General features: G+C 44.0%; 27 protein-coding genes. 2 read left to right on the plus strand and 25 right to left on the minus strand.

The window, feature by feature from the left end; translation table 11 throughout:
- Positions 1-343 precede the first annotated feature (343 nt).
- The 7 genes from lysS to HCJ66_RS08760 all read right to left on the minus strand — a co-directional run bounded on the left by lysS (position 344) and on the right by HCJ66_RS08760 (position 7,701).
- Complete coding sequence (gene lysS, locus HCJ66_RS08730) at positions 344-1,840, minus strand: lysine--tRNA ligase (protein WP_187132787.1); 1,497 nt, start codon at positions 1,838-1,840, stop codon at positions 344-346.
- 158 nt (positions 1,841-1,998) lie between these two features.
- Complete coding sequence (gene dusB, locus HCJ66_RS08735; RefSeq protein ID WP_187132788.1) at positions 1,999-2,991, minus strand: tRNA dihydrouridine synthase DusB; 993 nt, start codon at positions 2,989-2,991, stop codon at positions 1,999-2,001.
- A gap of 131 nt (positions 2,992-3,122) precedes the next feature.
- Entirely contained in the window at positions 3,123-3,602 is a 480-nt protein-coding gene (folK, locus tag HCJ66_RS08740; RefSeq protein WP_187132789.1) for a 2-amino-4-hydroxy-6-hydroxymethyldihydropteridine diphosphokinase, read from the minus strand.
- Positions 3,595-3,969: a dihydroneopterin aldolase gene (gene folB, locus HCJ66_RS08745; RefSeq protein WP_187132790.1), complete on the minus strand. Its 375-nt coding sequence runs from the start codon at positions 3,967-3,969 to the stop codon at positions 3,595-3,597. Before folB ends, folK begins: the two co-directional genes overlap by 8 nt.
- Before the next feature lie 15 nt (positions 3,970-3,984).
- Positions 3,985-4,806 (minus strand): dihydropteroate synthase, encoded by an 822-nt coding sequence (gene folP / locus HCJ66_RS08750; protein ID WP_425489638.1) that lies wholly within the window; start codon positions 4,804-4,806, stop codon positions 3,985-3,987.
- Between the two features lie 603 nt (positions 4,807-5,409).
- Positions 5,410-6,339 carry a class F sortase gene (locus HCJ66_RS08755; RefSeq protein WP_187132791.1) on the minus strand — a complete coding sequence of 310 codons (930 nt, stop codon included), beginning with the start codon at positions 6,337-6,339 and terminating at the stop codon, positions 5,410-5,412.
- 15 nt (positions 6,340-6,354) lie between these two features.
- The gene (locus HCJ66_RS08760; protein ID WP_187132792.1) at positions 6,355-7,701 is read right to left on the minus strand and encodes a DUF2059 domain-containing protein; all 1,347 of its coding nucleotides are present in this window, start codon (positions 7,699-7,701) and stop codon (positions 6,355-6,357) included.
- A gap of 185 nt (positions 7,702-7,886) precedes the next feature.
- Here HCJ66_RS08760 and HCJ66_RS08765 point away from each other — a divergent pair, with 185 nt between their 5' ends.
- Both HCJ66_RS08765 and HCJ66_RS08770 read left to right on the plus strand, forming a co-directional pair.
- Positions 7,887-8,459, plus strand: a complete 573-nt coding sequence (locus tag HCJ66_RS08765) for an RNA polymerase sigma factor (RefSeq protein ID WP_187132793.1) — start codon at positions 7,887-7,889, stop codon at positions 8,457-8,459.
- Positions 8,446-9,177, plus strand: a complete 732-nt coding sequence (locus HCJ66_RS08770; protein WP_187132794.1) for an anti-sigma factor — start codon at positions 8,446-8,448, stop codon at positions 9,175-9,177. The genes HCJ66_RS08765 and HCJ66_RS08770 overlap by 14 nt, the downstream gene beginning before the upstream one ends.
- A gap of 345 nt (positions 9,178-9,522) precedes the next feature.
- Here the strand turns inward: HCJ66_RS08770 and cysK are convergent, their stop codons facing one another.
- From cysK to HCJ66_RS08855, 18 genes are all read right to left on the minus strand, one after another.
- A complete protein-coding gene (cysK, locus tag HCJ66_RS08775) occupies positions 9,523-10,446 on the minus strand; it encodes a cysteine synthase A (protein ID WP_187132795.1) in 924 nt (307 codons plus the stop codon).
- Positions 10,447-10,548: 102 nt separating this feature from the next.
- Positions 10,549-11,433, minus strand: coding sequence for an Hsp33 family molecular chaperone HslO (gene hslO, locus HCJ66_RS08780; RefSeq protein WP_187132796.1), 885 nt, complete (start codon positions 11,431-11,433; stop codon positions 10,549-10,551).
- A complete protein-coding gene (locus tag HCJ66_RS08785) occupies positions 11,426-12,220 on the minus strand; it encodes a type III pantothenate kinase (RefSeq protein ID WP_187132797.1) in 795 nt (264 codons plus the stop codon). Before HCJ66_RS08785 ends, hslO begins: the two co-directional genes overlap by 8 nt.
- A 150-nt stretch (positions 12,221-12,370) precedes the next feature.
- A complete protein-coding gene (gene ftsH / locus HCJ66_RS08790) occupies positions 12,371-14,482 on the minus strand; it encodes an ATP-dependent zinc metalloprotease FtsH (protein WP_187132798.1) in 2,112 nt (703 codons plus the stop codon).
- Between the two features lie 324 nt (positions 14,483-14,806).
- Positions 14,807-16,747 (minus strand): hypoxanthine phosphoribosyltransferase, encoded by a 1,941-nt coding sequence (gene hpt / locus HCJ66_RS08795; protein WP_187132799.1) that lies wholly within the window; start codon positions 16,745-16,747, stop codon positions 14,807-14,809.
- A 113-nt stretch (positions 16,748-16,860) separates the two neighbouring features.
- Positions 16,861-17,301: a S1 domain-containing RNA-binding protein gene (locus HCJ66_RS08800; RefSeq protein WP_187132800.1), complete on the minus strand. Its 441-nt coding sequence runs from the start codon at positions 17,299-17,301 to the stop codon at positions 16,861-16,863.
- Positions 17,302-17,392: 91 nt separating this feature from the next.
- The gene (locus HCJ66_RS08805) at positions 17,393-17,788 is read right to left on the minus strand and encodes a septum formation initiator family protein (protein WP_187132801.1); all 396 of its coding nucleotides are present in this window, start codon (positions 17,786-17,788) and stop codon (positions 17,393-17,395) included.
- A 220-nt stretch (positions 17,789-18,008) separates the two neighbouring features.
- A complete protein-coding gene (locus HCJ66_RS16335; RefSeq protein WP_281384407.1) occupies positions 18,009-18,131 on the minus strand; it encodes a hypothetical protein in 123 nt (40 codons plus the stop codon).
- A 65-nt stretch (positions 18,132-18,196) separates the two neighbouring features.
- Positions 18,197-18,910: a DUF2238 domain-containing protein gene (locus HCJ66_RS08810; RefSeq protein ID WP_222717457.1), complete on the minus strand. Its 714-nt coding sequence runs from the start codon at positions 18,908-18,910 to the stop codon at positions 18,197-18,199.
- 87 nt (positions 18,911-18,997) lie between these two features.
- On the minus strand, positions 18,998-19,648 hold the full coding sequence (locus HCJ66_RS08815) for a response regulator (protein ID WP_187132802.1): 651 nt from the start codon (positions 19,646-19,648) through the stop codon (positions 18,998-19,000).
- Positions 19,645-20,679, minus strand: a complete 1,035-nt coding sequence (locus tag HCJ66_RS08820) for a sensor histidine kinase (RefSeq protein WP_187132803.1) — start codon at positions 20,677-20,679, stop codon at positions 19,645-19,647. The genes HCJ66_RS08815 and HCJ66_RS08820 overlap by 4 nt, the downstream gene beginning before the upstream one ends.
- A gap of 6 nt (positions 20,680-20,685) precedes the next feature.
- Positions 20,686-21,129, minus strand: a complete 444-nt coding sequence (locus tag HCJ66_RS08825) for a GAF domain-containing protein (RefSeq protein ID WP_187132804.1) — start codon at positions 21,127-21,129, stop codon at positions 20,686-20,688.
- Positions 21,130-21,150: 21 nt separating this feature from the next.
- Positions 21,151-22,173: a uroporphyrinogen-III C-methyltransferase gene (gene cobA / locus HCJ66_RS08830; RefSeq protein ID WP_187132805.1), complete on the minus strand. Its 1,023-nt coding sequence runs from the start codon at positions 22,171-22,173 to the stop codon at positions 21,151-21,153.
- Positions 22,170-22,481: a nitrite reductase small subunit NirD gene (gene nirD / locus HCJ66_RS08835; RefSeq protein WP_187132806.1), complete on the minus strand. Its 312-nt coding sequence runs from the start codon at positions 22,479-22,481 to the stop codon at positions 22,170-22,172. The genes cobA and nirD overlap by 4 nt, the downstream gene beginning before the upstream one ends.
- A gap of 5 nt (positions 22,482-22,486) precedes the next feature.
- Positions 22,487-24,886, minus strand: a complete 2,400-nt coding sequence (gene nirB / locus HCJ66_RS08840; RefSeq protein WP_187132807.1) for a nitrite reductase large subunit NirB — start codon at positions 24,884-24,886, stop codon at positions 22,487-22,489.
- A gap of 114 nt (positions 24,887-25,000) precedes the next feature.
- Positions 25,001-25,432 carry a precorrin-2 dehydrogenase/sirohydrochlorin ferrochelatase family protein gene (locus HCJ66_RS08845; protein ID WP_187132808.1) on the minus strand — a complete coding sequence of 144 codons (432 nt, stop codon included), beginning with the start codon at positions 25,430-25,432 and terminating at the stop codon, positions 25,001-25,003.
- Entirely contained in the window at positions 25,429-26,130 is a 702-nt protein-coding gene (locus HCJ66_RS08850; protein WP_187132809.1) for a sirohydrochlorin chelatase, read from the minus strand. Before HCJ66_RS08850 ends, HCJ66_RS08845 begins: the two co-directional genes overlap by 4 nt.
- Before the next feature lie 67 nt (positions 26,131-26,197).
- Positions 26,198-26,461: an RNA-binding S4 domain-containing protein gene (locus tag HCJ66_RS08855; RefSeq protein WP_277619741.1), complete on the minus strand. Its 264-nt coding sequence runs from the start codon at positions 26,459-26,461 to the stop codon at positions 26,198-26,200.
- Between the last annotated feature and the right edge of the window lie 37 nt (positions 26,462-26,498).

Here is a 26,498-nt window from a genome sequence, read left to right on the forward strand (position 1 = left end):
CGCCCTGCGATTCTTACCTAGAAACATCACTGTCTCTATTGGTTTTATCTTTGTTTCTGTTCAGTTTTCAAAGGTCATTCAGAAGCACTAAACTCATTTAGCAGCAACTCTTATATCTTACACTTCCTAGCGATGTTTGTCAAGAACTTTTTTCAAAAAAATATTTTTGACTCTTAGTTGCTTTTATCTATTTGCTGGAACGATTACTAATATATCACGTTTTCGAGACCTTGGCAAGCATATTTGACAAAAAAAGTTCACATTTTAAAAAAAAATTTTCAAAAGCTCTTTTTATAGTGGAAAATCGCGTTTTTGAAAGCTCTCAAAAACGCGATTTCTCTGCTTAATCTCTTGATTTCATCGTCGGGAATAATAGGACGTCTCTAATAGATGGTGCGTTGGTTAATAGCATGACTAATCTGTCCATACCTATGCCTAGTCCTCCGGTTGGTGGGAGACCGTATTCTAACGCTTCTAGGAATTCTTCATCCATACTATGCGCTTCATCATTGCCATGCTCGCGTTCTGATACCTGAGCCTCAAAGCGTTGACGCTGATCAATTGGGTCATTAAGTTCTGAGAAGGCGTTACCGTGCTCGCGCCCTACTATGAATACTTCGAAGCGATCCGTAAACCTTGCATCATCTTTATTTGTTTTGGCTAATGGGGATATTTCTATTGGATGTCCATAGATGAATGTTGGCTGAATAAGTTTTTCTTCGACGAATACTTCAAAAAACTCGTTAAGAATGTGGCCGTATGTCATGTGTTTTGTGATCGGTACGTTGTGTTCTTTAGCTAGGGCTTGGGCTTCTTCTGTTGTTTGAACGTTCCAGAAGTCTACACCTGTATATTGCTTTACCGCATCTACCATATGCAGACGTGTCCAATTTGGTGTTAGGTCAATTTGTTCTTCACCGTATGTGATGATCGTCGTACCATGTAGTTTTTGGCATACTGTTGAGATTAGACCTTCTACTAACTCCATGATATCTTCAAAATTCTCGAAGGCTGCGTAAGTTTCTAGCATGGTGAACTCTGGATTATGCCTAGTGGATACGCCTTCGTTACGGAATACGCGTCCGATTTCATATACTTTATCCATTCCACCTACTATAAGGCGTTTTAGATGCAGTTCTAGAGCAATACGGAGATATAGTTGCATATCTAGCGCGTTGTGGTGCGTTATGAACGGCTTTGCGGCTGCTCCTCCTGCAATGGTATGCAGAACTGGAGTTTCGACTTCTAGGTAGCCAATGTTGTCTAGGTAGTTACGTGTGTATTGCATGATTTTGCTGCGCATCACGAAACGTTGTTGGCTTTCAGAGTTGGTTATTAAGTCGAGGTAGCGTTGACGGTAGCGCTGTTCTACGTCTTTTAAGCCGTGAAATTTATCTGGTAATGGGCGCAATGATTTGCTTAACATCGTGAATTCCGTTGCTTTTACGGATAGTTCGCCTGTATTAGTTAGGAAAATCGTTCCTTTAACACCTACAATGTCGCCTAAATCTGCTAGTTTGAAAATATCATAGGTTTCTTCTCCAACGCCATCTTTGCGAATGTAAATTTGAACTTGATGGAAACGATCTTGAATATGTGTGAAACCTACTTTTCCTTTTACACGTTTGGTCATGATACGTCCAGCAACGGTAACTTCTATCGCTGCTTCTTCTAATTCTTCTTTCGTTTTGCCTTCATATTGGCTTACGATTTCTTCAGGGCTGATCGTACGGACGAATTTTGCGCCGAATGGATCTACGCCTTCTGCTCGTAATGTATCTAGTTTTTCACGACGAACGATTAGCTGGTCGTTTAATTCTTCATGGTTCTCGTTGGACATATTTGACACTCCTATTCTTTTCAAGTTATACAGATAGTTTCATTATACGCTCAATTGGGTTGACTTTTCTAGTTTTATTTAAAAAAAGTTGCCTCAGGACGTGATGAGACAACTTTGGTTTGAAAAATTAGACTGGAATCTCTAGTCATAATGCGTTTTTATTGTTTCGCTAAATTCTTTTCTTCATATTGCGTGACGAACCCTCTTAAAATTGCTTCCATTTGGATATATTCTTCGGCTTGGTTTGCGGCAACCTTTGCTCGAGTGCTTCCGCGCGCGCCTTTTAAGTAGTATGCTGCATGCTGACGGAATTCGCGGACGGCAATTTTTTCACCTTTTATCGCAATGAGACGGCGTAAATGAAGTAAGGCTGTTTCGATTTTTTCGCGTGGTTCTGGTTCCGGGAGTAGTTCGCCGGTTTCTAGATAGTGGACTGTTCGATAAATCATCCATGGGTTGCCAAGTGCAGCACGGCCAATCATCACCCCATCTGCACCCGTTTGATCAAGGATAGCTTTGGCATCTTCTGGTGTTTGAACGTCTCCATTTGCCATGAATGGGATAGAAATGTTCTTTTTGACTTCGGCTAGGATGTTCCAATCTGCTTCGCCTTCGTACATTTGAACGCGGGTTCGGCCGTGCATCGCGATGGCACTAACCCCTGCACGTTCAGCGGCTTGGGCATTTTCGACAGCAAACACGTGCTCATCGTCCCAACCAATACGCATTTTCACGGTGACTGGTTTGTCAACGGCATCTACTACCGCGGCCACCATATCGTATACTTTATCGGGATTTAGAAGCCATTTTGCGCCTGCTTCACATTTGATGATTTTGTTGACTGGACAGCCCATGTTGATGTCGATGATGTCCGCGGTCGTATTTTCTGATACAAATTTCGCAGCTTCTACTAATGTATTTTTTTCACCGCCGGATATTTGTAGGCTTAGTGGCTTTTCTTTTTCGTCGATGTAGAGCATGTCGAGTGTTTTGGCGTTACGCTGCGCGATCCCCTTGTCGCTTATCATCTCACAGCAGACGAGTCCTGCGCCGAATTCTTTGACCGTTAGACGGAACGCGGAATTCGAGATTCCTGCCATCGGTGCGACGACGACTCTATTTTTAATGGGCACATTCCCAATTTTCCACATAAAAATGTTCCTTCTTTCTTGAAATAGAATAACCGCTGGGATACGCGATCCATGATGTCAGCGGTTTGTTTTCTCCTTTTGAAACAATAGTGTTATCGTAACATATCTAGTGAAAAGCGCAAGTGTCTATTTTACCAGTCTAATTGGATGTCTGTTTTGTGGATTCCTTGATCGGCTAATACCTCTTCTTGCAAAAGGGGTTCTGCGATGGCTGGCGCGATTTCTTGTAGCGGAATCATGACAAAGGCGCGTTCTGTCATTCTTGGATGTGGTAATTCAAGGGTTTCCGTTTGTTGCGTGACGCCATCATATAGAAGTAAGTCGATATCAATGAGGCGCGGGCCCCAACGAATAAGGCGCACACGGCCTAGTTCGGACTCGATTGCTAAGCCTTTTTGTAAAAGGGATTCTGGATCCAGTGTTGTTTGGATGGTTACAGCGATGTTCAGGAACGATTCTTGGTCTTCGAAGCCAACTGGGTCGGTTTCGTATACACCGGAAACGCTCTCGATGATTATCCCAGACTCGGCTTGTAACGCTTTTAGGGCATTTTCCAGATTTTCTTGGCGATTTCCGATATTTGTGCCAATCGATAAATAAGCTTTAGGCAATTTCCCCACTCCTCGTACGCGTTATTTCAACCGCTACAGAGTGATAGTGTCCCGGAATTGGCGGGTTCGGCTTGATGACTTTGACGGTGATTTCTTTTAATAGAGGATATCCTGCTAAAACTTTTGTCGCTATCGTTTCTGCGAGTGCCTCGATTAGTTGGAATCGCTGGTTTTCTGTGATTTCTTTTACGGTTTCGTATACTTCTGCATAACTGACAGTGTCGCTTACTTCATCACTTTTTCCCGCTTTTTCAGTAGATAAACCCAGTGTGAGCGAGACGATGAACGTTTGACCTAACGTATTTTCTTCGGGCATAACGCCGTGATATCCGTAAAAAGCTAGTTCGTTTAAATAAATTTTATCCATTTTAAAAGTTCCTCCTTAATTGTTTGGCGCCTCGATATTACCAAGAATCGCGTCGGTCATTGTAATCATGCGCGCAATCGGTTTCACATCGTGCACTCGGAAAATCGTACAGCCTTTGACTTGCCCGTAAACCACTGTTGCACCAGTCCCTTCCATGCGTTCCTCTACAGGTAGGTCGAGAACTAAGCCAATGGTCGATTTGCGGCTCGTTCCTAGTAAAACCTCATGACCTAAAGCAACTATTTCATCGATTCTTCGCAAAACTTCGAGATTTTGTGCTGGCGTTTTGACAAAACCAAAGCCAGGATCTAGCAGGATATGATGCGTTGGAACACCTGCTTGTTTCGCAATATCAATGCTCTCTTGTAAATCTTGTTTCACATTTTCAAAGTAATTATCGTAATCGCGATTCGTTCGGTTATGCATCAGGATGATCGGCGTCCCGAATGCAGCGGCTACTCTGACTATTTCAGGATCTCTTTTCGCGCCCCATTGGTCGTTAATTATATCTGCACCTGCTTCGATTGCAGCGATCGCTACTTCTGACTTCCACGTATCAATTGAGATCCAAACGTCCGACAACGCCTCACGTACAGCTTTGATTGCTGGGATAACACGCTCTATTTCTTCATCAATCGGAATTTCACGGTAACCAGGTCTCGTTGATTCACCACCGATATCGATAATTGCAGCACCGTCCTGTACCATTTGAACTGCTTTGTCTTTCACTTGTTGTTTCGTTATGTAATTCCCACCATCCGAAAACGAATCCGGCGTGACATTCAAGATTCCCATAATCATAGTAGGATGCGTCGTTTGCCATAGCTTACTCAACATAATCACCTCTTTTTTATATTAGTATAGCATGAATACCCACGTTTCGAGGCCACATTGCCTTTAGAACGCAACAAAAAACCAGCGCGGAAAAGGGAGTAACCACGCTGGTCAAAAAGGGAGTGTTAAGCTTTCATTTTAAAAAGGGAAAAAATGAAACTTAATTTTGCTTGTTGTTAGCTTATAAACATATAATACCCGACTAAAGCAAAATTTTAGTGAGGGTTGCGTTAGAATTTGATGAGAAATGACGAAAAGCGGAAACAGCCCGTTTGCCTCGACAGAATTTGTTAGGGGACGCAGTAAAAGTCCTCTTCTGACTGTTGCGGAGGCCACGAAAAATTCGAGGAACCAGTAAAAAGGAAGGCAGCTTCATTTCATTCAACTGCATATTGAGGTTCTAAAAAAGTAAAAAAAAAACGCTTTTCAAGAACCACAACAAAGCTAGATCTGGAAACGATAATACGTCAGAAAACGGAGCGTTCCCGCATGCATGATTGCCCTACTTGGAACCTCCAAGCTTCGAGGGGCCGCGCCTGCTTCGCACGGATTACATGTATATTGTTGCCCAGCTTTATCCAGAGATACGAAGCAGAATCCTATTAATCAATCCACGCTCACAGAATCCTCAGATACCCCACCATCACTATTCACCGAAACCACAACAAACCGCTTCCCTTCTCCCCTTTTGGCCTCAACACTCTTCCTTTCATTAGCTGCCACACTTGCTATCTTCACTTTCTTCTTATCTTCTACTTGATAGACTCGGTAACCTACCACATCCGGCGCTCGATTTGCGTACCATGTAATGGAATCGCCTGACCGCTTCACATTGGTTGGCGCTTTCGGAACTTCTTTTTTTATTGCGCTGTCGTTTGCAAGTTTCGCCGTCACCACTAGTCGGTCGATATGCGTCCGGCGCTCATAGTCGAACGTTCCTGTGCACGTAATCAAATTCAATACGCGACTTGTCGACGAGCCAAATATTTGATTGATCGGTGCTTTTTCAGCTAGATAGCTTTTCTTGCTTTGAACAGTGAATGTTAGTTTTCTACCCGATTTATCTGTTAGCAAAATTTCATCGCCGGCTTGGAGCTCTTTCAGATAGAAAAATACAGCAGCTCCTTTTTTGCTATCTACATGGCCTGCAATAACTGAGTTCCCTAGACTTCCAGGTTTATAGCCTGGATTATACCAACCAGTTTCGATGGTATTGTTTGGCACTTCCATCTGGCCATTGGTTGTTTTTCCAACTTGTATCACTGGCGCATCGACCTGAATTGCTGGAATTTTAATCCGAACTGGGATAATTCCTGTTTGCTCTTTTTGTTTGGCTGTTCGGAGGGTTTCGATTTCCCGTTGTTGCTTGGCGTAGATTGGGAATTCAGCAATTCTGCTTATGATTTTTCCTTTCGCGGGCTGTTGGTCGTGTTTCACCTGAATTGCTGGAGGTTCTTCCGTCGCAAATGGATGCATCGCGAAGGTTAAAACTATAATCGCAACGATCGCAGTGATACTCGTTAGAAAAATTTTCATTGGTTTCACCTCATTTTATTGGCGGTGTTGTTTCTTTTGTTGACGAAAAATGATAAATCCAGCTCCTGCTAAGATGATAGCGCTGAGGCTGATCCAAATAGCTAGGTTATTATTGGCTTGATTGCCATCTCCCATCCCTGTATTAGGCATACTTGTGGGCATTGTATCGCTGAATTTGTCTGGAAATTGGGTAACGATTGCACCACCAAGGTTTTCGCCTATACCTGACATCAACTTATAACCTTCTCGGTAGGATGCATATGAACCAGCATAGTCACCAGAAACATATTTATCGAATGTGTCTGTTACTGTTGTTTCGTGTTGGGTTACTGCTGCGACGGCATCTTTGGCTGGAAGATTTCCGTCTGTTGCTGTTGCTAGAAAATTACCGAAATCGTTGGCAAATGTGTTGGTGAGTCTTGTTTTATCTTTTTGCTCGTTATCGGTATTTTTTGCTGCGGTCGCTGCGGCTAGGTCCGCTTGGGCATTGATATGGTTTGTAGTCCACAGTTTTTCGAATTGATTGCCTGCATCTGCGCCGTAAATCGATGTGAATGCGGCTTTAAATGCGGCTGTGTTCTGATCCTGTGCCCAGTTTACGTAATCGTAGTCTGGATCGCCGTCATAGCCTTTTTCCATGCTTAAAGTTGCTAGCGCGAAATGTTCGCTTCCGAGCATCGTCAGAGTTGAGCGTAAGTCAGCTGCGGCTGTATCTGGTTTTGTGTTATCGAATTTATCTGGATTTTGCGCTACAATTGCTCCTGAAATCGCTTTTCCAGCACCAAAAATTTGTTCGAAACCTGCTAAGTATGTTTTATAGGCGCCTTCGTAATCTTTTGCGACGTATTGATCGAATACCTGTTGAACGTCTGCCTCATGTTCGGCAAGTGCTTGTTTGGCGCCTGCTTCTGGTAATTTACCGCCTGTTGCTGTCGATAGGAAGGCCGCCATATCATTTACGAATTTATCTACTTCTTTTGTTGCTGCGTCTTGTGCGGCTTTATCGCCGTCTTTTACTGCTTGTGCGTAATCGTCTGTTGCTGCGTTATGTGGTGCGAAAATCGCTTCGAACTGTTTGCCGCCTTCTTCACCGTAAATGGATGCAATTGCGGGTTCCATGTCTTTCGCATTTTGATCTAATGCTTTGGCTGCTTCTGGTGCCGCTTTATTGCCATCATATGTTTTAATCATCGTGTCCACTGCTAATGCGTAGTGTTCCGATAGTAAGTAATCGAATGTCGCTCTCAAATCAGATGCAGGTGTTTTGACTGTTGGTGCTGTTTCTGCCGCATATGCCCCCGTCGCTGGCGAAACTATTAATACCAAACCTAATACTGGCGCTAACCATTTTTTCATTTTCATTTTTCCCACTCCTTTTGATTTGTTTTACATACAGCTTACGAATGGGATTTGGAAATGGATCACTTTTTTTAAAATTATTTTATTTTCTGATCTAAAAAGGTTTTTCATTCGTTAGTTTCTATAGAAGGACTTTTTTCCAAAGAATGTGCTATTCTAGTATTACCTTGGAGAAAAGGGGGATGAAAATGTCTGAAAATGATGCTGCCTTATATGAATGTATTGGACAGGGTGATAAATCGGCGCTTGAGAAACTCTATGATCAGTATCACAAATTAGTGTTTTCTTTTGCGTACCGAATGACGGGGAATAAAGAGTTGGCGGAGGAAGTTGTGCAGGAGGTTTTCATGAAGCTATGGGTAAAACCGGGTTTGTATGATCCTTCGAAGGGGAAATTCGCATCGTGGTTGTTGACGGTGACGCGAAATCTTAGCATCGACCTCATGCGTAAACAGAAAGAAGTGCCTTATGAATTGCAAGAGGAGCGGGAAAAATTAGCGGATGATGAGCCGACTCCAGATGAAATATTGGAATGGAAGGAGAAAAAAGATATTTTGAAGCAAGCTATCGGGCATTTGAAGGCAAATCAGCAGGAAATGATTCACTTGTTTTATTTTAACGGCTATTCGCAGCAGAAAATTGCGGACCATTTTGGGATACCGCTCGGGACTGTGAAGGGACGGCTGAGGTTGGCGCTGCAACATTTGCGAAGTGCGCTGGATGCTAATGGGGAGAGGAGGGATTTGGATGAGCGAGCGTGATTATAGTGCGCAGGTTTTGGATTATATTAATGGGGATTTGAGCGCGGATGAGCGTGTGGCTTTTGAGGCGGCGATGGAGCGGTTGCCGGAGCTTAAGGCGGAAGTTCAGGAGCTTGAGGCTTTGATGGTTGACTTGCCTTACTTGTCTGAATCCGTCACTCCTCCTGAGGGCATGAAGGATCGGGTTTTAGGGAATGTTTTTGCGCAAGGTCAGGAGACAGTGGATGAGACGCCGGACGTTGTGAAGATTGCGAATGTGGTGCCTAAGCGGAAACGGCGTTGGGTGATTCCGAGCTTGGTCGCCGCTTTGATTATTTCGCTGGCTGGGAATTTCTACGTTATTGCGACGCGGGATCAGGATACGAAACAGGCGACGGAGGACACGGATATTACGAAAACTTCGAAACCGCTTCAGGCTTCGGATAATGTGACGGCGAGCGCGACGGCTTCCTTAATTCAGAAGGGTTCGCAAAATACGTTGGTGATTCAGGCTCAGGATTTGAGTCGTTTGAATGGCGCTGAGTGTTATCAAGTCTGGTTATTGCTCGATGGGAAACCAACGCGGGCTGGGACTTTTATAGCGAATGATGATGGACATGGGGGCGTGATTCATTCCATACCGAAAAATGCGAAGTACGATACTGTCGCAATCACGATTGAACCTGATAATGATAGTGAAACTCCGAAAGGACCGATTATTTTGAGTACTAGTTTATAGTTAGACAAAAAGACGCTACGGCGTCTTTTTTGTTTGTTTAAAATGAAGTTAAGGTTTTATCAAGTTCTCTAATTCTTATTCCTTACTGATCGTTCTGAGTTTGGTGCCCAAGAGCCTCTGATGGTTTACATGCTCGCTTTACTCTCATGCATATTGCGGCTCTAAATCGGCAGGGACTGCCTCATATGAACCGCAACAAAAACCAACGTGTTGATGGCACGTTGGTTCTTTCTTTCCATCACGAGGAAGTAATGGAAATTGACTTATTTGTTGTGGTCTTACAAGTACTATAATATCGTACCCTCGCGAAATTTTACTGTGTTTCTTGTTAGAAGTCTATGAGATTTATTCGAAATTGTATAAAGCTGTGCTCAGATAACGTTCCCCATTACTCGCAACAATGGCTAATACTTTTTTGCCTGCGCCTAATTCTTTAGCCAAGTTTAGTGCTGCAAAAATGGTCGCGCCTGAGGATATACCTACTAGGATACCTTCTTTTTTAGCAACTTCGCGGGCGGTTTCTAGGGCATCTTCACTTGAAACTTTGAGAATACCATCATATACTTTTGTGTCTAGTGTATCCGGAATAAAGCCAGCCCCGATTCCTTGGATTTTATGCGGGGACGGTGAATCACCTGAAAGTACTGCGGATTCTTCTGGTTCTAGCGCGTATATTTTAATGTCTGGATAGTTTTTCTTAAGTACGTGCCCTGCGCCTGATACTGTTCCGCCTGTTCCTACTCCTGCGATAAATGCGTCTAGCCCGTCTTTACCGAACGCTTCGACAATTTCTGGACCTGTTGTGCGCTCGTGAACGGCTGGATTGGCTGGGTTATGGAATTGTTGTGGTACAAAATAGCCGTGCGCTTTCGCAAGTTCATCTGCTTTGGCAATAGCGCCCTTCATACCATCTGGGCCAGGGGTTAAAACTAGCTCCGCGCCATATGCTTGCAGTAATTTACGACGCTCTAAACTCATCGTTTCTGGCATAACAAAAATCGCGCGGTATCCTTTCGCCGCTGCAACCATCGCAAGTCCGATTCCTGTATTTCCACTTGTTGGTTCAATGATTGTATCGCCTTGTTTCAACGCGCCGGACTCTTCTGCATCTTCAATCATCGCATTGGCAATACGGTCTTTCACACTGCCGCCTGGATTTTGGAATTCTAATTTCACATATACGTCCGCACTTCCCGCTTCTGGTAAACGATTCAATTTCACGATAGGCGTTTTTCCGATTAAGTCTGTAATTGAGTTTGCAATTGTCATTTTCTCAACACTCCTTCTCTATTCTCTCCTCTACTTTAATCAATTCCGACCTACTTTGTCAAATTTAAAAGGCAACCCCTGATAGGCTGCCTCATCTGATACTTATTTCGCTTCTTCGTAAAATGCTTCTAGTTCCGATTCTTCAAAGTGATATTTATTACGGCAAAAATGACATTCTGCTTCTGCGCCGTGATCTTCTTCAATCATTTGGCGAATTTCACTTTTTCCCAATGATACAATCGCGTTACCGAAACGGTCTTTGGAGCAGTTACATTCGAATGTGACCGGCATTTTTTCAAGGATTTGTAGGTTTTCTTCGCCACCTGCAAGTCTAGCCAAAATTTGTTCTGGCGTTTCTCCTGCTTCGATTAAACGAGAAATCGTTGGGCAATTTTTCAGGTTTTTTTCGATTTCGTCAATGATGGCGTCGTCCGCACCTGGCAGTAGTTGAAGCATGAATCCTCCGGCGGCCTCGATGGTATCATCTGGATTCACGAGTACGCCAACGCCAAGTGAGGAATTAATTTGCTCAGATGTGGCTAGGTAGTAAGTGTAGTCCTCGCCAATTTCACCAGAAACGATCGGAACCTGACCTGTAAAATTAGAGCGGAAACCGATATCTTTAACTACAGCTAGCATGCCTTCTGTTCCCACACCGCGACGAACATCTAATTTACCGAACTCGTTTAACTCACTGAAATGAACGTGCGGATTTGTTACGTAGCCGCGAATCTGACCTTGCGTGTTGCTATCTGTGATGATTGGACCAATTGGACCGTTTCCTTCAATTTTGACGGTTACTTTTTGATCCTCTTTTTGCATAGCGCCTAGGAATAGAGTGGCTGTCATAGATCTGCCAAGGGCCGCGGATGAGATGGACCACGTATCATGACGGCGCTGCGCCTCACTCACCGCTTCTGTTGTTCTTGCAGCGTAAGCACGGACATTGCCGCCATACGCTAGTGCTTTTACTAAATAATCACTCACTGTCATTAACTCCTTTATCGTTTGATTGATTTCGTTCATATAAAATTCGCAACCCTTTGAGTGTTAAAAATGGGTCTACGATATCCGTTATATCTGATTTTCCACTGATAAGCCTTGCGAGCCCTCCTGTTGCAACGATGACTGGCTCGGTATTCGTCTGTTCTTTCATTGCTTTAACAATACCTTCAAATTGACCGATGAAGCCGTAGTATATACCTGCTTGCATCGATGTGACGGTACTTTTGCCAATGACTTTAGGTGCTTCGGTGATGTCTACACGTGGAAGTTTGGCCGCGCGATTGTAAAGGGCTTCCGTCGAAATCATGATGCCTGGTGCAATGGCCCCACCGTAATAGCGCGATTTTTCGTCAATGTAGCAAAATGTTGTCGCCGTTCCAAAATCCACGATAATAGCGGGGGTTCCGTATTCTTCAATCGTTGCGACGGCGTTAACAATTCGGTCCGCACCGACTTCGCGCGGGTTATCGATTTGTAGGTTCAGACCAGTTTTAATACCCGGATCGACAACAAGCGGCCTAATTTCGAAATATTTATAACACATCGCTTCCATGGAATGCATAATTGGTGGAACGACCGATGAAATGATGATGCCCTCGATTGCCTTAGAAGAAATGCCACCGTATTGGAAAAAATCTAAGACCATCATGCCGAGTTCGTCCGATGTCCGGTGACGATCCGTTGTCATTCGCCAATGCTTGCGTAACTCTTTGCCTTCATAAACACCAATTGTGATGTTCGTATTCCCAACATCGATAACTAAAATCATACCCGTCACCATCCTTTTTTGTGATTTTTCTAGAGTATCATAACACGGATTCTGTGAAAAGCCGAGTAATTTGTCTTATTTTGACCAATTCGTAAGCGCCTCAACAAAAAGACCAGCACACAACTCACATGTACTGGTCCGCATTCTTACTTATTCACCTTTTTTATCATCATTCGGTGTTTTCTCAGCATCAGGTGCTTCTTCAGTCACGACTTCTTTCGGCGCTTCTGTTTCTGCTTCCTTCTCTGCTTTTTCTTCTTTATCTGCATAATCCCAAATCTTATCGTCTTTCGCTTCTTCAACAAGTTCTTTCTTCTCTTCTTCATAAGATTTTGGTTCGATATCATCTTTTTCAGAAGGGAATTCGGACATTTGTTCGTCTGCGTCCATTTCGGATGGTAAAACGCCATCGTCATATAGGGAACGGATTTGACGTGCATCTAATGTTTCAACTTCAAGCAATGTTTCCGCAATAAGCGTATGTTGCTCTCTGTGTTCTTCAATAATTGTCTTCGCACGGTCGTAACAGAAACGGATTAGGCTCTGTACTTCGGTATCAATTTCGTAGGCAATTTTATCGGAATAGTTCTTGCTATTTCCAAAATCACGACCCATGAATACTTGATCGCCACCTCCTGATGAGAATTGAAGTGGGCCAATCTTGTCGCTCATACCCCATTCCGTTACCATCCGGCGCGCGATTTGTGTCGCACGTTCGAAGTCATTACTTGCGCCTGTTGTTACTTCTCCAAATTCAATTTCTTCAGCTACGCGTCCACCTAGTAAACCAGTGATTCGGTCCATTAACTCGGCTTTCGTCATTAGGAAGCGATCTTCTTTTGGTAACATAACAGCATATCCGCCTGCTTGTCCACGTGGAACAATCGTTACTTTGTGGACTACTTCGGCTTCATCGAGCACCATTCCAACGATTACGTGACCACTTTCATGATACGCAACGGTACGGCGTTCTTTGATCGAAATAACACGGTTTTTCTTGGCCGGGCCGGCGATAACACGATCGCTTGCTTCGTCCAAATCTTTCATATCGATTTGTTTCTTATCAGAACGGGCAGCAACGAGTGCTGCTTCATTCAGTAAGTTTTCTAAATCGGCACCTGAGAATCCTGGTGTACGTTGCGCAATTGCTTTTAAGTCAACACTTTTCGCAAGTGGCTTGTTACGAGCATGTACGCGAAGTACTGCTTCACGGCCTTTAACATCGGGACGATCAACCATGATTTGACGGTCAAAACGGCCTGGACGTAGTAACGCTGGGTCAAGTACGTCGGCACGGTTAGTTGCAGCGATGATAATGATTCCTTCGTTACCGCCGAAACCATCCATTTCTACAAGCAATTGGTTCAATGTTTGCTCGCGTTCGTCATGTCCGCCGCCCATTCCTGCGCCACGTTGACGACCTACTGCATCAATTTCATCGATAAAGATAATACATGGAGCGTTTTTCTTCGCATTTTCGAAAAGGTCACGGACACGGCTTGCACCGACACCGACGAACATCTCAACGAAGTCCGAACCACTGATTGAGAAGAACGGTACGCCTGCTTCACCGGCTACTGCACGGGCAAGTAATGTTTTACCTGTACCTGGAGGACCTACAAGCAGGACCCCTTTAGGAATTCGTGCGCCAAGTTCGGCAAATTTGCGTGGGTCTTTCAGGAAATCTACAACTTCCACTAATTCTTGTTTCTCTTCATCTGCACCAGCTACGTCAGTGAAGCGGACTTTATTCTTGTCGTCATTATAAAGTTTGGCCTTACTTTTACCAAAGTTCATAACTCGACCGCCACCGCCGCCACCTTGAGCTTGACTCATTAGGAAGAAGAACAGGATAAAGATGATAACAAAAGGAATGATAGAAGTGAAGAACGTAATCCAGCCACTATTTTGCTTTGCTGGAACAACATCTACTTTCACATCATTTTCTTTAGCTACTTTCGTGATTTGCGCTGTTAGTTCATCATTGGCAATAGCATACGTCGTAAATTTCGTTGTTGATTGGTCTTTCCCAACTTTGCTGTCCGTTTTCTCAGCTTTCTTCAGCTCCCCATTGATCACATACACACTGCGATCCGGTTGCATAGAGAATGATTTGATTTGATCGTCACCCATTTTCGTGATGAACTCATCATAGCTGATTTCTTTTGCAGACTCACTATTGTTATTAAAAGTGGCTACGATTCCTATGATGACAAGGAAAATGATAACGTAAAATATGGCGTTTCTAAAAAAGCGATTCATTCCTTACCTCCTCCCACGTAAGAGCATGGATTAAGTCTTTACAGTTAGGTTGTTTTGCATTCCCTTTTTGGCTGTAAAAACGGATCCGCCTTGTACTTCTCTCACGAAGACTTTCTATTAAAAAGCATGGTTTATTATTATTCCTCAAATAGGCATATTGAGCTAAAAACTAAGACTAATGATAGCATAACGATCTGCAATTTCCCAATGATTTGCATGCTTCTTCACACGTTTTTTTATCACAGGAAAAATTTAGCGCGGAATAGCTACCTTTGTGCCTTGTTTTCTATATGGTAACAAATTTAATTCATTTTGTGAACTAAATCAATCTGCATAAATTTCTGGTTTCAAAACACCAATGTACGGTAAGTTACGATATTTCTCTGCGAAGTCAAGACCATAGCCAACGACGAATTCATTTGGAACAACAAAACCAACATAATCCGCGTCAATATCTACATTGCGTCCTTCTGGTTTATCAAGTAGCGTTACTAGTTTTACAGATTTAGCTTTGCGGTATTTTAGAAGATCAACTAAATAGCTAAGCGTGCGTCCACTGTCAATAATATCTTCCAGAATTAGTACGTCTCGCCCTTCCACTGATGTGTTCAAATCTTTGATGATTTTTACTTCGCCAGTTGAAACTGTGCCGTTGCCGTAACTCGATACATCCATGAAATCCATTTCTAGATATGTATCTACTCTTTTTAGTAAATCGGTCATGAAAGGCGTCGCACCTTTTAAGACACCAATGACTAGCGGGAAGCGACCGTCGTACTCTGCTGTCAGTTCTTTGCCCAGCTCAGCAATTTTCTCCTGGATTTCATTTTCGCTAATCAACACTTTCTGAATATCGTTGTGCATACTTTTGTTTCCTCCTAAATTACGATGATATCTTATAATATACTGCTTTGTTTCACGGTTTGGCTTCGTTTGGTGGACCGACGCCTGAACGCCCGGAATCCATAAAATTTCACCTGAATAATCTGTCACAATTGGCCACGTATCACGTTCGTGCTTCGGGATTTTGGCATCAATGAAGATAGATTTGAGCTTGCGTGTACCGCCTGTCGTTTTCATCCGATCACCGTTCATACGACCTCGGATAATCAGTGGCAACTGGATCGCATCCTGATTCACAATCATACCATCTAATCCAGCTGTTTGCACAACTGAGCTTTTGGTCTTGATGCGAATTTCTGCGCCATCTGCTAGTGTCACGCGATCACCGTCATATAACTGATGATAAAAATCCTGCACTTTTTTGCCGGACTCACCATAAAAGAAGTCCAGCTGGTCGTACGCGCGCCTCACAATCAGACTATTTGGCAAGTGGATGACGCCTGACGGATTTGCTTCCCGATTCAGTCGCAAAATCTGGTCCACATGTCCTGCCGAAATAAGCGACATCGTGTCTTTATACAGATATTTTAATAATAAATGAATTGTACGACGTTGTAAAGGTTGGGGCAGTTTACGCCACTCATTTAATGAAAGTTTCACGTCCGTTTCGCTATATTCAGTCATGCTTCGTAAAGCCTGTTCTGCCAACTCGTTCAAAAACAGGAAATCCTCGGTAGTCTCCTCCGAAAAACGCCGAAATTGTTCATCGACATTCGTATTTTCTTGTTTTAAAAAGGGTAGTAAAGCTTTGCGGTAACGGTTGCGTGTATAAGTATCTTCCTGATTGGTCGCATCCTCTAAATAAGGAACGTCCTGCGTCTCACATAGATTCACAATCTCACTCTTCGTGAGCGGTAAGAACGGCCGAATTACCATCCCCGTCGCAAAATCGCGTTTTGGCTGCATCCCGAGCCACCCCAAATCGGAACTCCCACGAACAAGCCGCATCAAAATTGTCTCCATCTGATCATCCGCATGGTGCGCTAGAACTAGCTTCTGACAATGATACTTGCGCAAAAGCCCTCTAAAAAAAGTATACCGATACTTACGCGCCGTCTCTTCAATCCCTGTCTTCTCTTGCTCGGCTAAGCGTCTAATATCCAGTTGCGTCGATTCGAATCGAATGCCGTAAGTCTCACAAACATCCGCGACAAGCTGCTCCTCATCTACTGATTCTGCGCGCAAACCATGATTGACGTGCGCTACAACAATCGCCTCTTTTGGCACAATTCTAGTTTGAATCAGAAAATGAAGTAACGCCATCGAATCCGCGCCGCCAGAAACAGCAACGAGCAACTGATCGCTTGGCTTGATAAGTTGGTGCTTCGTTATAAACGCCATTACTTTTTCGCGAGCCATCATGTTTCCAACCTCTTTCTTGCATCAAAATCAGGCAAAAAAAGGAGTTGTACCTAAGCCAAGTAAATCAGACTTTAGTTGACTTTGAACAGCTCCTATAAATTCACTATTTATGATTAGCTACGTTTCGCGCCACGGCCGCCACGTTTAGACTCCGTTTGACGTTTTAAGGTAGATAAACGGTCTTCGCTATCTTTTAAGAATTTGGACATTTTATCTTCAAAATTCTCTGGACGTACTGGCTCTGCAGCCTTTTTGTTGTATTTCGGTTTACGAGGTCCGCTACTATAACTTCTCTCCGGTCTTTCTGGACGTTCCGGTTGGTCAACTGCTTTACGAATTGATAAACCGATTTTGCCGTCATCGCCGACATTCATTACTTTCACAGTGACTTCATCGCCAACTGTTAAAATGTCATTGATATCCTTCACATAGTTATCTGCAACCTCACTAATGTGAACAAGACCTGTCTTGCCACCTTCTAACTCAACAAACGCCCCAAAATTAGTAATCCCGGTAATCTTCCCTTGTAACTTGTTGCCTACTTCAATCGACATAAAACAATGCTTCCTCCTTAGAATTTCACTCTACCCTTAATTATAGCTAATATAAAAAGAGTGTCAATTACACGAAACTTTTTTTCGCAAATTAATTGGACGACTCTTTCTTTTTATCGTTTTCGTCAGGAATATTAAAAATGATTTCCCCCTTCTCAGAAAGGAAATACTCACTCCTAGCCAGTTTCGCGATGTAGTCATCATCATGTAATTTGTTAATCGTGCTCTTTAGTTCCTTCTGTTCTTGCGCTACTGCGAGTGCTTTCTTATCTAATTCTACTTTCTCTGTTTCCTTGGCGTGCAGCAAACTCACTTGTTGTGAATAGACATACACTAAACCACCGCTGACTACCACAATCACTGCGGCAAGCATTAATAGCCTCCGAAATAGCGCGACTCTTCTGCGTGATCGTTGTTTCTTCATGATGGCTTCGTCTTGTACATAACGATTATTCAGTCTTGTAACAGTACGTTGGTCTTTTTTCACACATCATCCCCCATTTCTTCAGTATTAATTAGCCACTAGCCCCAATTTAAAGACTAGCTGTGATCCGCCTTGAAAAAAATTGGTTCTTGTTTAAAATAATAACAATATTTCAGGCTTTTGTCCATTGGTATCCGTTATTTTGCCGATCTTTTTTAAGCACATTTGTTCTATTTAGTTGCATAATTTATTTTTTTATGCTTTATGGTCTGGATATTTGTCCCTAGTCTAGCTTTTTCTTCTTCTTAAAAAGCATCACAACTATCAAAGCAATACCCACAAGAAAGGCTAGTAGAATACCGAATGCAATCACTGTAAATACGACGTCTCCGCCTGAAAAAACCATCGTTTCATCTCCTTTGTTTGAAAAAAGACTTGCAATAATAATTATTACAAGTCCTCGCTACGGTATTACTTTTTCACTGTTTTTTTGAATTCGAATTTTTCCATCCAACCTTTTTTGCGTTTCAGGTTGACGTACCCGATGATTGCAAATACTAAAGCTCCGAGGAAATCGACGAACAGGTCTTCCATCGTATCTGACACCGCTGCGGTTCCAGCAAGCTTCGTGCCGTCTTCTAGCATTGTTTTTTGCATGTTCATGCCTAGCCATTTATCGGATGAGAACTCATAAAATTCCCAGATAACACCTAATGTCACGGCGAAACATACGGCGAACAGGGCTACAAAAGCGGGGCTTAAATTCATCGGTGTGCGTTCATCCTCATTGAGAAGGGATATAACGGAAAATCCGAGCGCGCCGAGCATCGCACCACTAAATGTGTGCAAAATCGTATCCCAATTAGGAATCAAGTAGTAGAAACTTTGAACTTCTCCAAGGTAAATCGAGCAATACAAGAAAATAATAAAGACAAGATACATATTACCTGGAATTTCAAATTTAAATCTGCGTCCAAGAATCGACGGCAAGAACATCGCGACTAGCCCTAAAATACACTGACTAACCATCAAGGAATAATCGCTTCGTGTTGGCTCCCCTGCTGGCACACCGGTTTCTGGTGTCGTCATTACATTGTAGATTGAAAATACTAATGATATTAACAGTGATGCAAAAATAAATATCGCGATGATTTTTGTCCAATTCCACTTTCTGGTTTTCTTCAAATGAATGTCACTCCCTTTTTCAAAACTATTGTCATTTATTCATTATAATGACTTTTTAACGAAAAAGGAAATTTAAACCGAAACTATTTATAGGTCGATGAGATTCTTCTTAATGGCGTATTTGACAATTTCGGCACGGGAAGTCAGGTCCAGCTTATTCATGATGTTGGACTTATGCGTCTCAACCGTTTTCACAGAGATACATAGCTTATTGGCGATTTCTTTGTTGCCGTAGCCGAGCGCGATCAAAGGTAGGACTTCTTGCTCACGATTGGAGAGTTGGACATAGGAATCACTGACTTCTTCACCGTTACTTTGTTGCAAAAATTGGCGTACGAGCGCGGTCGTTACTTTTGGATAAATGTAGGTTTCACCTTGTCGTAAAGCACGGATAGCATCTAGTAGCTCGTCATCTTTGGCATTTTTCAAAATGTAGCCGGATGCACCCAGTTTTAAAGCGCGGAACAAGTATTCTTCATCGTCATGCATCGTCAAAATAAGGACTTGAGTTGTTGGAAAGTTCTCCTTGATTCTTTTTGTGGTGACTAGACCATTTTCGCCAGGTGGCATGCTCAGGTCCATTAAAACCACGTCTGGTGCGTGTCGCTCTGTTTCGAGATAGGCCTCCAAACCGTCTGCGGCATCCGCTACTACAGTCATGTCTTCTTGGGAGTTGATGACGAAGGAAAGTCCGCTTCTGACTACGGCATGGTCGTCTACAACGAGTACTTTGATCATGTTGTTCTGCCTCCTTTTTGCTCGATTGGTATTCTGACAAGCACCTTTGTTCCTTGATTCGGTTCTGAACGAAGCTCGAATTCCCCATGCAAAAGTTCCACGCGTTCTTTCATGTTTAGCAAGCCTAAACCGCTTCCTTCTGCGGTGAAATGGTCTGGCGAAAAGCCGATGCCTTGGTCGTTAATTTCGAGTACGACCGTTTGCTTTGTTTTGAAAAGATAGACTTCGATTTCATCTACATCGGCGTATTTGGCTGCGTTGGTCAGTGCTTCTTGGGTAACGCGGTACAGCATGGTTTCGATGCTTGCTGAAAAACGCGTGCCATATAATTCGGAAACGAAGACGACATGAACGCCGAACAGCTGCTCGTAACGCTTAAAATAGGCTTTTAGAGCTGCAAAAATACCAAGATCATCAAGGGATGATGGGCGTAGTTCTACAGCCATATTGCGAATGTCCTCAAGCGTTGTCGCGAGCATGGAGTCCATTTCGGCAATGCTTGATTCGTAATCTTCTTTTTTAGTCATATATTTGATTTTGCGAAGTTCAATTAACGTGCTGAAAAGGCCCTGCGCCAAGCCATCGTGAAGCTCGCGGGACAGGCGTTTCCGTTCGTTTTCTTGCGCGTTGATGACATATTCGGTCATTGTTTTTTGCTTCAGCACTTGTTCGGTTTGTTGTTGTTTCGTTAGGTTGCGTAAAAGCAGTACGCTGATTCCAGCAGATTCATCGATGAGCGTGTAGCTCGCACTGAACGGTACGTTCTCGCCGTTTTTGACGTTCAGAAAAATTTGGAAGGCTTCGTTGTCGATTCGTTTTCTCAAAGAACAGCCTAGACATGTGCGCTCTTCGAAAATCGAGGTGTAGCCGTTGCAATAAGTGCAGAAGTCATCCAAATTCACCACATAGCGATTGAGCAACTGATTTGCTGCAGGATTCGATGCGATGATTTCACTTCTATCTCGCAACAAAAAAACAGCGTCGCTCATCTGCTCATAGGCTTTCATGAATAGTTCGGATGTTATTTCCATTTCGCATCATTCCTTTACTGCTAGTAAGCTTTGCTGCATCTTGTCAGCAATTATTTGAAAATCAGTCGGCATCGATGTTTTTATTTGTGTGACTTTACGGTAGCCTCCTAGCATGACTCCGATAACCACACCCTCTGACATGATTGGAACCGCGATAATACTAGCTAAATTCTCGGTGAGTGCAATGGGGTATTCTTGAAGTGGCGCATCTCTATCCTGATTTAGATTTTCAGAAATCATTATCCTTGCGGTTCGCCAAACGATTCCTGCGATGCCTTTACCCACTTGGAGAACAATTTTTTGATAGCGGTTATTACGGTTGCCGGCGACGTATTTCCAGCGTATTTCTTTTTGACCGTCTGCTGCAATCGCCGTGGCAATGCCGACAAAGTCCAACCCGAATTGGAGCCTGATATCGATTAGTTCGCTTGCAATATCTTGTTCTTTCATTGGTATGTCATTCCTCCTTAACTACCCTTCTAGAATAACATGTGGCGGTTCGTTTTGGAATATGTGAAAGGTTTCATTTATTCCCAATCGGACTAATTCTTTTTGAAAAATTCGAGCTGGGGTTCCGTCGTGCAAAATGACGCCATCCCATTGTTGTTCAGATAAGACACGGGTGGTGATGTCGTCAAATCGCGCGTCGCCGATTGGGAGTACGTAAACGTGAGCGCCTTGTTCCGTATAGTCGCATATTTGGTCGAATGTAAGGCCTTTATCCGATGCTAGTAGGTAGCGCTTGCCAAATTGCGGCATTTGTTCGAACCATGAGACTTCGCTGCGTTCTTTGACAACATTTCCGATAATGATCATGGCAGGGTTCGCCATGGTCGTTTGCGCTAATTCAGATTCGATGGTCGCAATGGTTCCTGTAAGTACTTGTTGGCGACCAAGCGTGCCCCATTCGATAATAGCGACGGGAAGTTCAGCGAGCTCTGATTGCTTGGTGATTTTTTCGCAAATACGCGGCAGGTTTTCGATTCCCATGTAAAATGCGAGCGTGCCACCTCGCGCAAGAGTTGTCATATCGATTTCCGTGAGTGCGTTGTTTTTCTGATGACCAGTCGCAAAAGTCACATGTCCGTTGTGGTCGCGATGTGTTAGGGGAATTCCCGCATAGATCGCAGCAGCGGAACTGGACGTGATGCCCGGAATGACTTGGTAGGTAAAGCCTGCATCTGATATAGCCTTCATTTCTTCACCAACACGCCCAAAAATGGCTGGGTCGCCACCTTTGAGTCGAACTACTTTCTTGCCTTGCGCGGCGTTCGCGACGATAGCTGCATTGATTTGATCTTGGCGCATAATATGATGGCGTGGTAGTTTGCCACAGTATAAGAATTCGGCGTCTTTTTTCGCTAAATGGAGCAGAATCGGGTTGACGAGCCTGTCATAAATGATGACATCTGCTGTTTCTAGATGGCGCCGGCCTTTTAATGTCAGGAGTCCTGGATCGCCTGGGCCTGCGCCGATAAGGTAGACGTTTGTCATGGATTCGTTACCAAATAGATTTTGCCGTTTTCGACGCTGGTTTCGTAGGTTTTGACACAACCTTCGTCAGGTGCCGCAACTTGTCCTGTTTCTAGCGATATTTTATAATCGTGAAGTGGGCAGAAAACGTCGGTTCCAGACACCGTGCCTTCTGCTAGCGGTCCATTTTTGTGTGGACAGCGGTTTTCGATAGCTTTCACATTATCGTCTGATAGTCGGAATAACGCGATTTTGGCTCCGTCCATCTGGATTTCACGACCAATGAGCGGCGTCAAATTTTCTAAGTCTGCTACATATTTCTTCTCCATCGCGGTCACACTCTTTCTACGTGGTATAGTTTTTGTTTTTCTTCGTCTTGCAAAACTTGTTTCCATGGGTCGTCACGGCCTGCGAGTGCCTCATCTAACGCGGCTTTTAGTTTCGCTTGTTCGACCGGATCAAGAATGATGTCGCGAACGTGTTCCATACCCATTCGTTCAAGCCATGGCGCAGTTCGTTCCATGTAGACGCCGGTTTCGCGGTAATATTGGACGAAGGCGCTGCAAATATCGAGTACTTCTTGTTCGGTTGCGACGGTTGTTAGGAGTTGTGCTTCTTTGACTTCCGTGCCACCGTTTCCGCCAATGTATATTTGGTAGCCGTTCTCGACGCAAATGATACCGTAGTCTTTGATGCCTGATTCGACGCAGCTTCTTGGGCAACCGGAGACGCCCATTTTGAATTTATGTGGTGTATCGACGAATTCGAATTGACGTTCTAAAGCTTCGCCAAGCGCGAGTGCATCTTGGGTGCCAAAACGGCAGAATTTCGAGCCGACGCATGATTTGACGGTACGCAATGTTTTTCCGTACGCAAAACCAGAGCGCATGTCGAGTTCTTTCCAGATTTTCGGCAAGTCTTCTTTTTTGACGCCGTATAAGCCAATTCGCTGTCCGCCGGTTAATTTTAGTAAGGGAACATCATATTTTTCGGCGACTTTGGCGATTTTGATGAGTTGTTGTGGATCGGTTTGACCTGCGTACATCCGTGGAATGACGGAATAGGTGCCATCATTTTGAATGTTGGCGTGTAGCCGTTCATTGACGTAGCGGCTTTCTGGTTCGTCTGCGTGCGTTTGCGGCCAGATCATGTTGAGGTAGTAATTGAGTGCTGGGCGGCATTTTGAGCAGCCTTCTGGGTTGCGGAATGCTAGGACGTGACGCACTTCTTTTGCTGTCTGAAGCTGTTTAGAGCGGATTTGGATGATAAGTTGATCGCGTGTATAGTCGGTACATCCGCAAATCCCTGCTGGTGCCGCGCTCACGAAATCGTCGCCAAGTGTATGTTCTAGGATGTCGCCGATGATTGGTTTACATTTCCCGCAAGATCCGCCAGCTTTCGTATGCGCGGTCACTTCGCCGATCGTTGTGAGGTTTTTGTCCGTGATGGCGCGCGTAATATCGCCTTTTGTGACGCCATTACAGCCACACACGGATTCGTCATCGGGCATTTCGGCGACGCTCGCACTTTCGGATTCGCCTGATTTGTGGAGCAGCGAAACGAGTGTGAAGTCAGTGAGTTCTTCTTCTTTTTTGAGTAGGTTGTAGAGGCGGTTACCTTCTGTTGTGTCACCGTAAAGTACGACTCCGACTAATTTCCCATCACGCATGAAGATTTTTTTATATTTATTTTCGATACTGTTAAAAATGGTGACGCCTTTGATTTCGGCATTTTCCTTGATATCGCCTGCTGAGAAAAGATCGCAACCGGAGACTTTGAGTTGAGTGAACATCTTGCTGCCGCGGTACCCTTTCGTTTCGATGTCGCATAGGTAGTCTGCGAGAACCTTGCCTTGTTCGTAAAGCGGTGCCACCAAACCATATGCGATGCCATTATGTTCCGCACATTCTCCAACGGCAAAAACGGCCGGATCAGCGGTTGTCATGAAATCATCGACTACGATGCCGCGTCCTGTTGGAAGGTTCGCATGTTGCGCGAGCTCAATTTCAGGCTTGATTCCGATTGCCATGACGACAAGATCGGTTTCGATTTGCGTGCCATCTTTGAATGCCAGACCGGTCACGCGTGACTTTCCTAGAATTTTGGAAGTAGCTTTTTGCATGAGGAATTTCATACCCTGCGCTTCAAGATCTGCTTTTAAAAGTTCGCCTGCTTTAGCGTCGAGTTGGGTTTCCATCAGCCAATCTGCGAGGTGGATAACGGTAACATCCATGCCTTGATCGAGGAGCCCGCGCGCTGCTTCCAAGCCCAGTAGACCACCGCCAATGACGGTAGCTCGTTCGTATTTTTTGGAGATTTCGATCATTTTTTCGGTATCTGCGATGGTGCGGAATCCGAGTACACCTTCAAGATCTGCGCCTGGAATTGGCAGGATGAAAGCTCTTGATCCTGTCGCTAAAATGAGACGATCGTATGTGATATTTCGCTTGGTTGTCGTAACGGTGTTGGTGAGCCTGTCGATTAATAGAGCTTGTTCGCTTGTATGTAGCGTGATGTTGTTGGCTGCGTACCATGTTTCGTCGTTTAGGATAATTTCGGGTGATGTCATTTTATTTTGCAGAATATTGGACAGCATGATGCGATTGTAGTTTGGATGCGGTTCGTCGCCGATGATTGTGATGTCGTATTTTTCTGGATCGCGCTCTAGTATTTCTTCGATTGTGCGTACGCCGGCCATCCCGTTGCCGATCATGAGCAGTTTTTGTTTTGGCATGTGTTTTCCCTCCTGTTAATTGTGAATATATGAACAATTAATTATAAAATTAGATAATTTGATTATACAGGATTAGGTGAATTTGGAGTATAAGGGAAAACACTGAAAAAGCGCTTAAATGCCAGCGCTCTGTCGTATTTTTTGAAGAATTTCTTTCGCTCGGGTTGGGTTGTCTCCGTTTGTCGAAATCGCGATGAGGTGGTCTTCTTGTTTTAGCGTCGCCATATTGAAAAAATCGGATCTGGATTTGTCGGTGCAGTCATTGATTAGTTGGCACGGGGAGGCGTCTTGGATGATTTGGGCGTTTACCACGGGATCATTTGTACAACAGAAAATGAGGAAAGCTTTCCTTAGATGTTGTGCTTGGTAGTTTGCTTGGATTCGGTGGACAGGCATTTGTTGTAAGTCTTCTGTGAATGTTGGTGCGACAACTGTGATGTGAGCGCCGGTTGTGAGTAATCCTCGTGCTTTTCTTGTGGCAATTTTGCCGCCGCCAATGATGGTGACGTTTTTGTCGGTTAATTGCAGGAGAATGGGGTAGCTCATGATGTAGCCTCCTCGATTTTTCGTAAGACCCCAGCCGCGAGATTGGAATCTAATTCGAGGCAACTGGTTTCGCGCCAATTTGGGCTGATTTCATTGATTCCTGTGCGGATTTTATCGACGAGTTGGCCTGTGAAAAGGAAATAAGGCATCCAGTAGACGTTTCCGGTTAACTTCGCAGCGACTTGTTTGTAGTTTGGTTCACCGTGGAGCATGCCTAGCGCTACTTTGTGACCTAGTTGGGCGTTTAGTTTCGCGATGACACCTTGCATTTGAATTCTCGGTTCGTCATAGGATGCACTTCCGTGGGCGATGACTAGAATGGTTGCGTCTGATTCAGGTTTAGCGTCACGGATTCGAGCTGTTGCCGTGGTGATTGTTTCAGGTTCAGCGCCAAATGTGTCAGCGATTCGGAAAATCACGTTCGGGTGCGCTGATTGCAAGTTGGCAACGTGTTCAGGGATGTCTTTGGTAGCGTGCATCGCTGGGAATAGGAGCATAGGCACGACTGTAATCTCGGTTGCGCCCTCCTGAATCATTGCCTCACCGACGAGTTGCATGGTTTCGTCTTCTTTTTCTAGAAAAGCGATTTTTTGGCAGGGTTCAGGTCTTTTTTGAATGATTTTTGCTACGAAAGCACGGAATTCGCGATTTTTTTCTGGCAAGCGGCTTCCATGAGCAACGTACATGATGGCTTTCATTGTTTTTCCTCCTCGATATGTGAAAAAAGCTTGAAACCAGTCGTGCATCTCAAGCTCGGATTTTCATTTATTCTTCGTCTTTACGTTCTTCTTTTAAAATCGTGTACATCTCTGTCGCGACTTCTTTGCGCGCATTTTCTTCTAAACGATCGATGCGTGCTGTCACGGTTTTTTGTCCGAATTTGATAACAAGTTCGTCTTCTACTTTGACATTCGTACCAGGTTTTGCGACAACCCCATTCACGGAAATACGGCCTTTTTCAGCGACTTCTTTTGCAACGGTGCGCCGTTTGATCAGTCGGGAAACTTTTAAAAATTTATCTAAACGCATTGTTACTGCCATCATTCATCCATCCTTTGCTTGTAAA

Source organism: Paenilisteria portnoyi (assembly GCF_014322795.1).
GTDB lineage: Bacteria > Bacillota > Bacilli > Lactobacillales > Listeriaceae > Listeria_A > Listeria_A portnoyi.